The following is a 13,908-nucleotide window of genomic DNA, read 5'->3' on the forward strand; positions in this document are numbered from 1 at the left end:
GGTCACCTGGCGCTCCTAGCTTTTGGGCCAGCCGGTCAGCGTGCCGGCTCCCCCGACCCCCGACCCGGGGCGCCAACGCAAGCCAGACGTGAAGGGAAACCCCTCAGGTGAAGCTCCAGCGGCACGGCACTCTCGCCTGCCTCGCTCTTACCGCGACGCTCGCTCTCAGTGCATGCGGCTCGGACAACGACGAGCCCGCCAACCCGTCGGCCTCCGGGCCGTCCGCCGCGGCCGACTGCGCCACCGGCACGCTTAACGCTCAGGGCTCCTCGGCCCAGAAGAACGCCGTGTCCGAGTGGATCAAGGCGTACCAGCAGAAGTGCCAGGACGTGACGATCAACTATGAGCCCTCCGGCTCCGGTGCCGGCATCGAGGCCTTCATCGCCGGTACCGCCGACTTCGCCGGCTCGGACTCGGCGCTCAAGGACGACCAGCAGCCGAAGGCGGACGCCCGCTGCGCCACCGGCACGGCGATCAACCTGCCGATGGTCATCGGCCCGGTCGCCGTCGCCTACAATCTCGACGGCGTGCCGGACCTGCAGCTCAAGCCGGCCACTCTGGCCAAGATCTTCGCCGGCACGGTAACCAGGTGGGACGACGCGGCGATCAAGGCGGACAACCCGACCGCGAAGCTGCCCTCGACCACCATCCAGACGGTGCACCGCTCGGACTCCTCCGGCACCACCGACAACTTCACCGACTTCCTCGCCAAGGCCGCCGAGGCCGACTGGTCCTTCGGCAAGGCCAAGGAGTGGAAGGCTCCGGGCGGCACCGGCGCCAAGGGCTCGGACGGGATCGCCAGCCGCGTCAAGCAGGCCGACGGCGCCATCGGCTACCTGGAGTGGTCGTTCGCCGAGAACGCCGGCCTGGCCATCGCCAAGATCGGTAACGGCGCCGGCGAGTACGCCGAGCTGACCGCCGAGGCGGCCGGCAGGACCATCCAGGGCGCGGCCGTCGAGGGCCGGGGCAACGACCTCAAGATGAAGATCGACTACACCACCAAGGAGGCCGGGGCCTACCCGATCGTCCTGGTCACGTACGAGATCGTCTGCGCGAAGGGCACCCCCGCCGACAAGTTGGACCTGGTCAAGGGCTTCCTCGGCTACACGGCCAGCGCGGAGGGCCAGGCCGAGCTGGCCGAGCTGGGCTACGCCCCGCTGCCGGAGACCGTCCGCGCCAAGGTCGAGACCGCGGTCAAGAGCCTCGCCTGAGGCCGACCGACACCACCACCACGCATCTCGAATCGGAGCGCGCGAGCTGATGGGTGACATCCCTCCCCGCTCGGCCAACGCCGGCACCGGCGGGACCACCAACGGGTGGCCCGCCGGTGCCTCGGCGCGGGGGGCCGAGGCACCACTCCGTACCCCGGGCGGGCCCGGCCTGGGCGGTGGCGGCGCCCTGCCGCGGGCCCGCCGGTTCGGCGCCGAGCGGGCCTTCCGCGGCCTCGCCCTGGCCGCCGGGACCGCCGTCCTCGGCATCATCGCGGCGATCGCGGTCTTCCTGATCGCCAAGGCGGTGCCGGCGCTCCAGGCCAACACCGAGAACTTCTGGACCTTCGAGGGCTGGTTCCCCAACGACCCGGAGCCGAAGTTCGGCATCGGCGCGCTCGCCTTCGGCACGGTTCTGAGCTCGGTGATCGCGCTCCTGCTCGCCGTTCCGGTGGCCCTGGGCATCGCGCTCTACCTGTCCCACTACGCCCCGCGCCGGCTCGGCAACGCGCTCGGGTTCCTGATCGACCTGCTGGCCGCCGTGCCCAGCGTCGTCTTCGGCCTCTGGGGCCGGGACTACTTCTCCGGGCCGGTCGCCGATCTCTCCGCGTGGCTCAACGAGCACTTCGGCTGGATCCCGCTCTTCGGCGGGGATGGGCCCTTCGGCGCCTCGATCCTGCTCGGCGCGCTGGTCCTGGCGATCATGGTGCTGCCGATCATCACCTCGCTCTCCCGCGAGGTGTTCCGGCAGACCCCGACCGCCAACGAGGAGGCCGCGCTCGCCCTCGGCGCCACCCGCTGGGAGATGATCCGCACCGCGGTCCTCCCCTACGGCCGCCCCGGCATCATCGCCGCGGTGATGCTCGGCCTCGGTCGGGCGCTCGGCGAGACGATCGCCCTCGCGATGACCCTGGGTATCACCTTCGGCATCTCGGTCAACCTGATCGAGAACGGCGGCAACACGATCGCCGCGAACATCGCCAACGCGTTCGGCGAGGCGAACGACACCGGTCGGGGTGCGCTGATCGCCTCCGGCCTGGTCCTCTTCGCGATCACGCTGATCGTCAACATCACCGCCCGAGCGATCATCCACCGCCGCCGGGAGTTCACGGAGTCGGCCGCATGACCACGACCATCACCTCGCACCGCACGCGTCCGCCGGCCGAGCCGCCCGGGCTCCGGGCCAGGCGCCTGCCGAGGTACACCGCACCGGCCATCGCGCTCGCCGCGCTGCTGGTCGCCGCCGCGATCGGGTACGGCACCGGCATCGGCGGCCCGGTCCTGGTGGTCGTCGGCGGCGCGCTGCTCCACCTGGCCGGGCTCTTCGCCGTGGCGAACGCCGTCGAGGGTCGCCGGTCGGCCCGCGACCGCACCTGGAGCGCACTGATCCACTCGGCGTTCGTGCTGGCCGTACTGCCCCTGGCGGCGGTGGTCTGGACGCTGGTCAGCAAGGGCATGGAGCGGTTCGACACCAACTTCTTCCTCACCTCGATGAACAACATCGGGGCGCGGGACCCGGCGGGCGGCGCGTACCACGCGATCGTCGGCACCCTGATCCAGGTCGGCATCGCCACCCTGGTCACCGTGCCGCTCGGCATTCTCTGCGCGATCTACGTCGTCGAGTACGGACGCGGCCGGTTCGCCTTCGCCATCCGGTTCTTCGTCGACGTCATGACCGGCATCCCGTCGATCGTCGCCGGCCTGTTCGTCCTGGCGTTCTGGGTGCTGATCGTTTCGCCGTACCTCAGCCCCACCGGGCGGCCCGGCTTCTCCGGCTTCGCCGCCGCGCTGGCGTTGAGCGTGCTGATGCTCCCGACCGTGGTCCGCTCCACCGAGGAGATGCTGCGCCTCGTCCCGGCGCCGCTGCGCGAGGGCGCGTACGCGCTCGGCGTGCCGAAGTGGAAGACCATCCTGCGCGTCGTGCTGCCGACGGCGCTGCCCGGCATCGTCACCGGCGTCATGCTCGCCGTCGCCCGCGCGGCCGGCGAGACCGCCCCGGTGCTGCTGGTCGCCGGCGGTGGCGCGGCGATCAACTTCAACCCGTTCGAGAACAACCAGTCGTCGCTGGCCCTCTTCGTCTACCAGCAGGCCGGCGACGCGTCCCGGTACGCCCCGGCGCGGGCGTGGACCGCGGCACTCACCCTGGTCGCCCTCGTGCTGATCCTGACCGTCGCGGCGAAGCTGCTGGCCCGACGCGACCGGCTCGGCCGATGAACCCCGGAGGTACCACCACCATGGCCAAGCGCATCGAAGCCACGAACGTCACCGCGTACTACGGCCGCTTCAAGGCGATCGAGAACATCAACCTGACCGTCGAGCCGAAGACGGTGACCGCCCTGATCGGCCCGTCCGGCTGCGGCAAGTCCACGTTCCTCCGGTCGATCAACCGGATGCACGAGGTGCTCCCCGGGGCCCGGGTCGAGGGCAGCCTGACCATCGACGGCCAGGACATCTACGACCGCGACGTGGACGTCACCGCGGTCCGGCGGATGATCGGGATGGTCTTCCAGCGCCCCAACCCGTTCCCGACGATGAGCGTCTACGAGAACGTGGTGGCCGGTCTGCGGCTCAACGGCGTACGCCGCCGGTCGATCCTGGACGAGGCGGCCGAGCGGGCGCTCCGCTCGGCGAACCTCTGGGACGAGGTCAAGGACCGGCTCGGCAAGCCGGGCGCCGGCCTCTCCGGCGGCCAGCAGCAGCGCCTCTGCATCGCCCGCACGATCGCGGTCGAGCCGCAGGTGGTGCTGATGGACGAGCCCTGCTCCGCGCTGGACCCGATCTCCACGCTGGCCATCGAGGATCTGATGTTCCAGCTCAAGGACCGGTTCACCATCATCATCGTCACGCACAACATGCAGCAGGCCGCCCGGGTCTCCGACCGGACCGCCTTCTTCTCGATCGAGAAGACCGGCGACCCGGGCCGCCTCGTCGAGTACGACGACACCCAGCGGATCTTCAGCAACCCGGGCGAGCGGAGGACCGAGGACTACATCACCGGCCGCTTCGGCTGAACGGTCCCCATGATCGCGCTGCAACCATGAAGTAGTGGCCTCGACGCGTCGCCCACACCACTACCTGTGACATCCAGCACGATCTTGCCCTGGCGGCGGACGCCCGGCCCGGTGGCGGGGGCGCGGGGAGCCGCCACGGCGGTCAGCCGAGGACGAAGCGGGCCTCGCCGTCCGGCCGGACGTCGAGGCGGGGGGTGACCGGGGTCGCGGGGTCGCGGACCGCCGAGGCCGCGACGACGCCCGGCAGGTCGCCGCAGGCCGCGACCTGGCCCAGGGTGACCAGGGTGGGCGGAAGCATCGCCAGCTCCCCGCCGCCGGCGCGGGCGCAGGCGTCCGCCGGCCCGATCCACAGGGTGCGGTCGGCCTCGCCGGAGACGTCCCGGGTCCGCTGCCCGGCGGGCAGGAGAGCCACGAAGAAGTACGTGTCGAAGCGGCGCGGCTCGAACTCGGGCGTGATCCACCGGCTCCACGGCAGCAGCAGGTCCGACCGCAGGGTGAGCCCGCGATCGGCGAGCAGGTCGGCGAAGCCCACCTCCCGCCGCTCCAGCGCGACCCGGGCCGCCTCCCAGTCCTCCCCCGAGACGTCGCCCACCACGCTGCCCGCGTCCGGGCCGGCGAGCAGGACGCCCGCCTCCTCGAACACCTCCCGCGCGGCGGCGCAGACCACCGCCTGCGCGGCCTCCGGCGCCAGGCCGAGCCGGCCGGCCCACTCCGCCGGGGCGGGCCCCGCCCAGGCCACGTGCGCCTGCGAGTCGGACGGGTCCACGCCGCCGCCGGGGAAGGCGTACATGCCGCCGAACGCCATCGCGGCGACCCGGCGGATCAGGTAGACCTCGAACCCGTCCCGGCCGGCGACGGCTGCCTCGCCCGCCGGGGCCGCCGGGACCGCGCCGCCGCCCGCCGAAGCGCCCACGCCGGCTGCCGAACCGGCTGCGGGGGCGGGCGCGTGGGCCGGCCGGAGCAGCAGCACGGTGGCCGCCACCCGGGGCACCGGCGGGGTGCCGCCCTGCTCGTGGAACCGGCGGGCGTGCTCCACCAGCGCCGGCGGAGCGGGGAAACCGTCGGGGTCGATCGTCATGCGGCGAGCCTAGTTCCCGGCTGCCGGAACGGCCGCCGGCTACCCGGTGATCTTTCGCTAGCGTGACCCGCATGACTCGATGGGGCATTCTGGCCACCGGCCACATCGCCGCGCGGTTCGCCGAAGACCTGCGGCTGGTGCCGGACGCCGAACTGGTCGCGGTGGGCTCACGGGCCGCCGAGAGCGCGGAGCGGTTCGCGCGCCGTCACGGCGTGCCCCGGGCGTACGCCTCCTGGCCGGAGCTGGCCGCGGACCCGGACCTGGACGTCATCTACGTCGCCACCCCGCACGCCGCCCACCACGAGGCGGCGATGACCTGCCTGCGGGCCGGCCGGGCGGTGCTGCTGGAGAAGCCGTTCACCCTCGACCTCGCCACCAGCCGGGAGCTGCTCGAGACGGCGCGCGACGCCGGTGTCTTCCTGATGGAGGCCATGTGGATGCGCGTCAACCCGCTGATCCGGCGGGTGTGCGAGCTGGTGGCCGACGGGGCGATCGGCACGGTCACCAACGTGCGGGGGGATTTCGGCGTGGCCGGTCCGTTCCCGCCGGAGCACCGGATGCGGGCACGGGCCCTCGGCGGCGGGGCGCTGCTGGACCTGGGGGTGTACCCGGTGAGCCTGGCCCACCTGCTGCTCGGGGTGCCCGATCAGGTCCATGCCTGGGCGAAGATCAGCCCCGAGGGGGTGGACGAGAACACCGGGATCGTCCTGGGCTACGACTCGGGCGCGGTCGCCGCGCTGAGCTGCGGCATGGTGGGCGCGACGGCGCTGACCGCCTCGGTCACCGGCACCGGCGGCCGGATCGACCTGCCCGAGCCGTTCTACCGTCCGGGTTCCGCCACGCTGCACCGGCTCGGCGCGGAGCCGGAGACCCTCACCACCGAGCTGGTCGGCAACGGCTACCAGTACGAGGCCGTCGAGGTGCAGCGCTGCCTCGCCGAGGGCCGGTTGGAGAGCCCGCTGGTCCCGCACTCGGCGACCATCGAGGTCATGGCCCTGCTGGACGGGATCCGGGCCTTGATCGGCGTCGAGTACGGGTGAGCGCGAGCTGTCGAGGAGGGCCCCTGGTGCGACGCCAGCCGCTGACCAGGGGCCCGTCCTCGCAGCTCAGCTGAACAGGGGGCGGGCCAGGAAGTACATCAGGGCGCCGATGGTGCCGGCGGCGGGGAAGGTCAGGATCCACGCGCCGACGATGTTGCCGGCGACGCCCCAGCGGACCGCGGAGAGGCGCTTGGTCGCGCCCACGCCCATGATCGCCGAGGTGATCGTGTGCGTGGTCGAGATCGGGGCGCCGAGCACCAGCGCGTTGAAGTAGAGCACCGAGCTGGCCACGGTCTCCGCCGCGAAGCCCTCCGGCGGGCGCAGGTCGATGATCTTCCGGCCGAGCGTCCGGATGATCCGCCAGCCACCGGCGTACGTGCCGGCGGCGAGGACGGCGGCCGAGGTCCAGAACGCCCACTCCGGGATGAAGGCGGGGTCGTCCTGGTAGCCGCCGACGTAGAGGGCGAGCACCACGATGCCGATGGTCTTGGCGGCGTCCTGCATGCCGTGGCCGACCGACATGGCGGCGGCGGAGGCGGTCTGCGCCCAGCGGAAGCCCCGGTTCAGCTTGCCGGGTTGCCCCTTCCGGAAGATCCACTGCACGGCGACCATCACGATGTACCCGAGCAGGAAGCCGACCATCGGCGACAGGACCATCGGGATGATGACGCTCTCGCCGATGCCGGTCCACAGCACCGTGCCGGACGCGGCGATGGTCGAGCCGACCAGCCCGCCGATCAGCGCGTGGGAGGAGGACGACGGCAGGCCGAAGTACCAGGTGATCAGGTTCCAGACGATGGCGCCGACGACGCCGGCGAACACGATGGCGAGACTGGCCTGCCCGGTCGGCAGCTTGACCAGGCCGCTGCCGACGGTCTTGGCCACCTCGGCGCCGAAGTGGGCGCCGATGAAGTTGCCGACCGCCGCCATGGCCAGGGCGATCCGGGGGGTGAGCGCCCGGGTGGAGATGCTGGTCGCGATGGCGTTGGCGGCGTCGTGGAAGCCGTTCGTGTAGTCGAACGCGAGCGCCACCGCGATCACCGCCAGCACGGCGATGAGTTCGGGACTCACAGGATCAGGACTCCTTGACCGCGATGGTCTCGACGGTGTTCGCCACGTGTTCGAAGGAGTCGCAGGCCGCCTCCAGCTCGTCGGCGACCTCCTTCATCTTCAGCACGGTCAGCGCGTCGTACTCCCCGGAGAAGAGGCGGACCAGCAGCATCCGGTACGCCTGGTCGCCGTCGTTCTCCAGCCGATTGATGTCGATCCAGTAGTCCTCGAGGTCCTTCATCGACTTCAGCCGGGGCATCGCCTCGGCGGTCAGCTTCGCCTGCTGGTCCAGGACGTTGACCAGCTCGTGCATCTCCCGGGGCAGCGACGGCAGCTTGGTGAGGCCGTAGAGGTAGAGCAGGTTGCCCACCGCCTCCAGGTGGTCCATGACGTCGTCCAGCAGCGACCCGAGCCGGTATATGTCCTCCCGGTCGAACGGCGTGATGAAGGTGGAGTTGATCTTTTTGTAGAGCTCGTGCGTGATCTGGTCGCTGTCGTGCTCCACCTCGGTGAGCCGCTCGCTCACCGACTGCACCTCCACGCCGGGCAGGGCCAGCTCGTTGAGGAGCTCGGTGCCCTTCACCAGGTTCTGTGCGGCCCTGGTGAAGAGCTCGTAGAAGGCGCCCTCGTTCGGGCGGAGGGAAAACTTCACAGCAGGACCTCGTCGTGTCGGTGGAAGGGTCGCGGCCGCCGCGCGCGGGTGGCCCGAGTGGGAATGCTAGGTGCCGCCGGATCGCGGATTTCGTCGGCCCACCAGCAGCCAGGCTGCATTTACTGCTCGTTCACCTTCCGTTCACCTTCATCCGTTTGCACAGACCCCAACAGCCGCTTCCGTTCCCGCCGTACGTCGAAATCGGCAGGCGGATACCCGGGAGCAAGAGTGTCGAACGTCTCCCTCAGCCGGCGGGGGACCGCCCAGTCCCGGCCCCCCGCCGCCCCTCAACCCCGTTCCCGTCCATCTCCGCATCCTCACCCACCGGACCGAGCCCCGCCCGTCGAGCACCCCCACTGTGCCGATCCGGGACCTGTGGTGGGCGGTTCACTCGGCTTAGCGGCTTTTGTCAGGCACCACGACTCCATGATCGCGATAAGGTGCGCGGGACTTGTCACATTCCACGCGACCCGCGCGTCCGGTTGGCGGGAGGATTTGTGCCAAGGGAACCGGGGAGGGAGCGGCGCGTGACGGATCTGGCGACCGAGTTCGAGGCCGAGCGGGGGCGGTTGACCGCGGTCGCGTACCGGATGCTCGGCAGCCGCAGCGAGGCCGAGGACGCGGTGCAGGAGACCTGGTTGCGCTACGCCGCCGCCCTCGCCGACCCGGCGGCCCGCGCCGAGATCCGCCAGCTCGGCGCCTGGCTGACCACCACCTGCGCGCGGATCTGCCTCGACGTGCTGCGCTCCGCCCGGGTGCGCCGCGAGGCGTACCCGGGCCAGTGGCTGCCGGAACCCCTGGTGACGCCGGCACCCGCCGACGACGGCTTCGCGCCCGACCCGGCGGAGCGGGCGGTCCGCACCGACCAGGTGGGCAGCGCGCTGATGGTGGTGCTGGAACGCCTCACCCCGGAACAACGGGTCGCCTTCGTGCTGCACGACGTCTTCGCCCTGCCGTTCGCGCGGGTCGCCGAGGTGCTCGGCACCACCGACGTGGCCGCCCGGCAACTCGCGTCCCGGGCCCGCCGGGCGGTCAGCGCGCCGGACGTCCCTCGGCACACCGCGGACCCGGCCGAGCAACGCCGGGTGCTGGCGGCGTTCGCCACCGCCGCGGAGTCCGGCGAGCTGGACGCGCTGCTCAAGGTCCTCGCGCCGGACGTCGTGCTGATCGGTGACGGTGGCGGGCACTTCCCGGCCGGCCGCCACCCGGTGTACGGCGCCGACAAGGTGGGCCGCTTCATCCTCGGCCTGTTCGGCCAGGCCGGCCGCTACGGCGGCCGGCTGCGGGCCCGTCCGGTGCTCGTCGACGGCGTGCTCGGGTTCCAGATGGAGACGGTGTTCCGTGACGGCCGTCCACTGCGGTTGATCAGCTCGCTCGCCGTCGCCGACGGCCGGGTGACCGGCGTCTTCAACCAGCTCAACCCGGACAAACTCCGCGACCTGCCGCCGCTCGGGCCGCAGGACACCTGGCCACCGCGCTACTGAGGGCACCCCCGGGCCCGGGGTCGGCCGGCGGCGGGCTCAGACCACCAGGGCCAACCACTTCCGGTACGACGTGGCGAACGGCTCGGTGCCGTCGCCGAGCGCGCCGAACAGCCAGCGCGCCGCCGCCTGCGCCTCGGTGACCAGTTCGTCCGGGTAGCCGAACCGCTCGCGGTGCTCCGCGAACTCGTCCTCGTCCCGCAGTTCGACAAGGCCGGTGCCCCGCCGGCGCACCACGTCGAGGTCGAGGTCGACCAGGTGCACCGTGTCGTCGTCCTGCCAGCGGGCGGGGCTGGCGATGTCGCAGTAGACCTCGCTGGTGCGCGGTGGCGGGTTGAACATGGCCGTCCACCAGGCATGGTGCGGCACCAGCAGCACGAACGGGATCTGCTCGACCGAGGGACGGCCGTGGTAGACCGAGGGGGTGCCGGCGGTAACGCCGAGCCAGACGCCGAGGTCGTCCTCGGTCAGCCGGCGGGCGGGGTAGTCGCGATGGGCGCTGCCGTCGTACTTGCGGTAGATCACGCGGACCACATCGCTCGGCATGACTGGCACCCTAACCGATTCGGTTGAACGTACGCGGCAGGGAAGTAACCGGACGCCGCCGGTGTATGCCGGACCGTGACGGTGCCACGCCGACCGCCGGAGGCCGGCCGTCGGCACCGACGGGTACCGTCGCACGGTGACCCCGCCCCGCACCGCCACCGGTTCCGTCAGCCCGCAGTCCCGAGGCGGAAGCCGGCGCCCCGGCGGCCGGGCGACCGGTGCCGAGCTGCTCGCCGCGGCGGTCGGCGCGGTGCCCGGCGGCGCGGCGCGCCCCGGCCAGCAGGAGATGACGGCGGCGATCGAGGCGGCCGTGACGGCCCGCGAGCACCTGCTGGTGCAGGCCGGCACGGGCACCGGCAAGTCCCTGGCGTACCTGGCGCCCGCGCTCACCGTCGACGGCCCGGTCGTGGTCTCCACCGCCACCCTCGCGCTCCAGTCCCAGCTCGTCGACCACGACCTGCCCCGGCTGGCCGACGCGGTGGAGCCGCTGCTGGGCCGGCGGCCCACGTTCGCCGTCCTGAAGGGGCGCCACCACTACCTGTGCCTGGCGCGACTCGACAACTCCACGGAGGAGGAGCCCGGGGACGCGCTCTTCGACGCACCCCGTCCCGGTGGCAGGTGGCTCGGCGAGGCGGGGCGGCTCGGCAAGCAGATCCAGCGACTGCGCGACTGGGCCGAGAAGACCGACACCGGTGACCGCGACGAGCTGGACCCGGGCGTCGACGACCAGGCCTGGCGGATGGTGTCGATGCCCGCCCGCGAGTGCGTGGGCGCGGCCCGCTGCCCGTGGGGAGCTGAGTGCTTCGCGGAGGCGTCCCGGGCCCGTGCCCGCGAGGCCGACGTCGTCGTGACCAACCACAGCCTGCTCGCGGTGGACATGCTGGCCGGTCGGCACATCGTGCCGCCGCACAAGCTCCTCGTCGTCGACGAGGCGCACGAGCTGGCCGACCGGGTCTCCTCCGCCGCCCAGGCGGAGCTGGGGCCGGAGCTGATCGACCGCTCCGCGCGGCGGGCCCGGCCCCTGCTGCGCCCGGAGACCGCCGAGGCGCTCACCGCCGCCGGCGACGCCCTCGCCGTCGGGCTCGCCGAGGCGCCGGCGGGGCGGATCACCGCCGGACTTCCGGCCCCGTTACGCGAGGCCTGCACGCTGCTCGACGGAGCGACGCGCACCGCTCTGGAGGCCATCGGGGACGTGAAGGCCGACGACCCGGACCCGGTCCGCAAACAGCAGGCCAAGGCGGTGCTGGACGAGCTGTCCACCACCGCCCAACGGCTGCTGGAGGAGGCCGACCACGACGTGGCGTGGGTCGAGCGCAACGACGCCACCGGGCGACGGGCCCTGGTCGTGGCCCCGCTGTCGGTGGCCGGCACCCTCGCCACCCACCTGTACGAGGAGCGCACCGTCGTCGCCACCTCGGCGACCCTGACCCTGGGCGGCCGGTTCGACACGGTTGCCCGGGCGCTCGGTCTGGAGGTCCCGGCCACCCCGCCGTCCCCGGCCGCGGCGGCGCTCGCCACCGCCGCCGGCGGGGGCCGCGCCGCCGGCCCGGCCGAGGCGGCCCCGGTCAGCTCCGGGCCCGGGTGGCGGTCACTCGACGTCGGCTCCCCGTTCGACTACGCCCGGCAGGGCATCCTCTACGTCGCCGCGCATCTGCCCCGGCCCAGCACCTCGGGCCTGCCCGACGCGGCCGGCGAGGAACTGCTCGGGCTGGTCGAGGCGCTCGGCGGGCGTACCCTCGGGCTCTTCTCGTCGCGGCGGGCCGCGCAGCAGGCGGCGGAGCTGCTGCGGGCGCGGACCGACCTGCCCGTGCTGCTGCAGGGCGAGGAGTCGCTGCCGTTGCTCGTCCGCCGGTTCCGGGAGGAGCGGTCGAGCTGCCTGTTCGGGGTGATGTCGCTCTGGCAGGGGGTCGACGTGCCGGGCGACTCGTGCCAACTGGTGGTGATCGACCGGCTGCCGTTCCCGCGGCCGGACGAGCCGCTCGCGGCCGCCCGGGCCGCGGCGGTCGACGCCGCCGGCGGTTCGGGGTTCGCCGCGGTCAGCGTGCCGATCGCCGCCGTCCGGCTGGCGCAGGGGGTGGGCCGGCTGATCCGCGCCACCGACGACCGGGGCGTGGTAGCGGTGCTGGACTCCCGGCTGGAGACCGCCCGGGGGTACGGGCCGTTCCTGCGCCGCTCGCTGCCCCCGTTCTGGTACACGACCCGCCCCGACGTGGCCCGTGGCGCCCTGCAACGCCTCGCCAGGACCTGACGCGCCCCGCCCCCGCTGCCGCGCTCACCCCCGCCCCCGCGCCGCGACGCGCCGCCCGACGTGAAGATCGTGCTGCGACGCAGAAGTAGTGGCCTCCCGAGACGAGAGACGAGGAGGCCACTACTTCGTGGAACGAGCGTGATCTTGAGCTGTCCAGGCGCCCGGGAGATCCGGACGCGGCGGGCGGCCCCGGGTCAGGGGGCCCGGCTCGCCACCACGACGGCGTCCGGCGGGGTCTCCGGGACGGTGCGGGCGGCCAGCCGGCGGACGGCCGTGTTGAGCACCGCGATCAGGGGCACCGCGACCAGCGCCCCGGTGATCCCGGCGAGGACCACCCCGGCGGCGATACCGACGATCACCGCGAGCGGGTGGATCGCCACCGCGCGTCCCATGATCAGCGGCTGGAGCACGTGCCCCTCCAACTGCTGCACCCCGACGACCGCGCCCAGGATGATCAATGCGGTGATCAGACCGCTGTCGACCAGGGCGACGAGCACCGCGACGCCGCCGGACAGCGTCGCGCCGACGATCGGGATGAACGCCCCGAGGAAGACCAGGGCGGCGAGCGGGAACGCGAACGGGATGTCGAAGATCACCAGGAAGATGCCGATGCCGACCGCGTCGATGAACGCGACCAGCACGGTGGCCCGCACGTACGCCCCCAGCGTCTGCCAGGAGGCCCGGCCGGCGTCGTCGACCTTCCAGCGGGCGTTGACCGGGAGCAGCCGGACCAGGAACCGCCAGATCTTGTTGCCGTCACGCAGGAAGAAGAACGTCGCGAAGAGCACCAGGACGGTGCCGGTCAGCACCTCGGCGAGGGTGGCCGCCGTGGAGATCGCCCCGCTGGTGAACCGGCCGGTGTTGGCGTTGACCCACTGCTCGGCCTCGTTGATGTAGCGGTCGAGCTGGCCGTCGTCGAGGTGCAGCGGGCCCGTCTTCAACCAGTCCTGGATCTGGCGCACGCCCTGGGAGGACTTCTCGCTCAGCTCCGGCACGCCCTGGATGAACTCGTTGACCACCAGGGTCAGCGTGCCGATCACCCCGGCGAGCCCGCCCACCAGGACCACGGCGGTCGCCAGCGACCGCGGGAACCGGGCCCGCAACAGCCAGCCCACCGCCGGAGCGAGCAACGCGGAGAGCAGCAGCGCGATGGCCAGCGGGATGATCACGATGCGGATCTGGCCGACGATCCTCATCAGCGCCCAGGCGACGATGCCGATCACGATCAGCCGCCACGACCAGGCGGCGCTGATCCGCAACGCGTGCGGGACGTCCGCGTCGTCCCGGCTGGTGGTGGAGTTGTGCATCGCGGCGGGCGGCTCCGCGCCGACCACCGTCGCCGACGGTGACGCCACCGGGCCCGGTCGCTCCGGCGAGGCGGCGCCGGCCTCCGGGTCGTCAGCGGCACGGCGGACCGCGGCCAACTCCCGCCGGGCCCGGACCGACTCACGACCCGACTCGTACGCGCGACGGAACCGTCCACGCATCCGCTCGAAGCGGCTCAAGCGCACCTCCTGACGAAGTAGCGGTACCGGCACGGTCAGGTCGGACAGGATACGCCCGTTCCCGCCACCGTAGGCCAGATCCGCCACAC

General features: G+C 72.7%; 12 protein-coding genes. 7 read left to right on the forward strand and 5 right to left on the reverse strand.

Annotated elements, in window-relative coordinates; all coding sequences use genetic code 11:
• The first annotated feature begins 107 nt into the window (after positions 1–107).
• The 4 genes from pstS to pstB are packed head-to-tail and all read left to right on the forward strand — an operon-like array spanning position 108 to position 4,219.
• Positions 108–1,211 (forward strand): phosphate ABC transporter substrate-binding protein PstS, encoded by a 1,104-nt coding sequence (pstS, locus tag EV376_RS02900; protein ID WP_130320606.1) that lies wholly within the window; start codon positions 108–110, stop codon positions 1,209–1,211.
• A 49-nt stretch (positions 1,212–1,260) separates the two neighbouring features.
• Positions 1,261–2,334 (forward strand): phosphate ABC transporter permease subunit PstC, encoded by a 1,074-nt coding sequence (gene pstC / locus EV376_RS02905; protein ID WP_130320607.1) that lies wholly within the window; start codon positions 1,261–1,263, stop codon positions 2,332–2,334.
• Complete coding sequence (pstA, locus tag EV376_RS02910; protein WP_130320608.1) at positions 2,331–3,422, forward strand: phosphate ABC transporter permease PstA; 1,092 nt, start codon at positions 2,331–2,333, stop codon at positions 3,420–3,422. Before pstC ends, pstA begins: the two co-directional genes overlap by 4 nt.
• 20 nt (positions 3,423–3,442) lie before the next feature.
• The gene (pstB, locus tag EV376_RS02915; RefSeq protein WP_130320609.1) at positions 3,443–4,219 is read left to right on the forward strand and encodes a phosphate ABC transporter ATP-binding protein PstB; all 777 of its coding nucleotides are present in this window, start codon (positions 3,443–3,445) and stop codon (positions 4,217–4,219) included.
• Between the two features lie 142 nt (positions 4,220–4,361).
• Here pstB and EV376_RS02920 read toward each other — a convergent pair whose 3' ends face one another.
• Complete coding sequence (locus EV376_RS02920; protein ID WP_130320610.1) at positions 4,362–5,297, reverse strand: NUDIX hydrolase; 936 nt, start codon at positions 5,295–5,297, stop codon at positions 4,362–4,364.
• A gap of 71 nt (positions 5,298–5,368) precedes the next feature.
• Between EV376_RS02920 and EV376_RS02925 the strand changes: the two genes are divergently transcribed.
• On the forward strand, positions 5,369–6,337 hold the full coding sequence (locus EV376_RS02925) for a Gfo/Idh/MocA family protein (protein ID WP_130320611.1): 969 nt from the start codon (positions 5,369–5,371) through the stop codon (positions 6,335–6,337).
• A 66-nt stretch (positions 6,338–6,403) separates the two neighbouring features.
• Here the strand turns inward: EV376_RS02925 and EV376_RS02930 are convergent, their stop codons facing one another.
• Both EV376_RS02930 and EV376_RS02935 read right to left on the reverse strand, forming a co-directional pair.
• On the reverse strand, positions 6,404–7,408 hold the full coding sequence (locus EV376_RS02930; protein WP_130320612.1) for an inorganic phosphate transporter: 1,005 nt from the start codon (positions 7,406–7,408) through the stop codon (positions 6,404–6,406).
• A 4-nt stretch (positions 7,409–7,412) separates the two neighbouring features.
• Positions 7,413–8,039 carry a DUF47 family protein gene (locus tag EV376_RS02935; RefSeq protein WP_130320613.1) on the reverse strand — a complete coding sequence of 209 codons (627 nt, stop codon included), beginning with the start codon at positions 8,037–8,039 and terminating at the stop codon, positions 7,413–7,415.
• Between the two features lie 527 nt (positions 8,040–8,566).
• On the opposite strand from EV376_RS02935, the gene sigJ reads away from it, so the two are divergent.
• Positions 8,567–9,523 carry an RNA polymerase sigma factor SigJ gene (gene sigJ / locus EV376_RS02940; RefSeq protein WP_130320614.1) on the forward strand — a complete coding sequence of 319 codons (957 nt, stop codon included), beginning with the start codon at positions 8,567–8,569 and terminating at the stop codon, positions 9,521–9,523.
• A 36-nt stretch (positions 9,524–9,559) separates the two neighbouring features.
• Here the strand turns inward: sigJ and EV376_RS02945 are convergent, their stop codons facing one another.
• Positions 9,560–10,066, reverse strand: coding sequence for a DUF402 domain-containing protein (locus EV376_RS02945; RefSeq protein ID WP_130320615.1), 507 nt, complete (start codon positions 10,064–10,066; stop codon positions 9,560–9,562).
• 136 nt (positions 10,067–10,202) lie between these two features.
• Between EV376_RS02945 and EV376_RS02950 the strand changes: the two genes are divergently transcribed.
• Positions 10,203–12,314 (forward strand): ATP-dependent DNA helicase, encoded by a 2,112-nt coding sequence (locus EV376_RS02950; protein ID WP_130320616.1) that lies wholly within the window; start codon positions 10,203–10,205, stop codon positions 12,312–12,314.
• 194 nt (positions 12,315–12,508) lie between these two features.
• Here the strand turns inward: EV376_RS02950 and EV376_RS02955 are convergent, their stop codons facing one another.
• Entirely contained in the window at positions 12,509–13,819 is a 1,311-nt protein-coding gene (locus EV376_RS02955) for an AI-2E family transporter (protein WP_486482500.1), read from the reverse strand.
• Positions 13,820–13,908: the final 89 nt, after the last annotated feature.

The sequence above is a fragment of the Micromonospora sp. CNZ295 genome, from assembly GCF_004217535.1.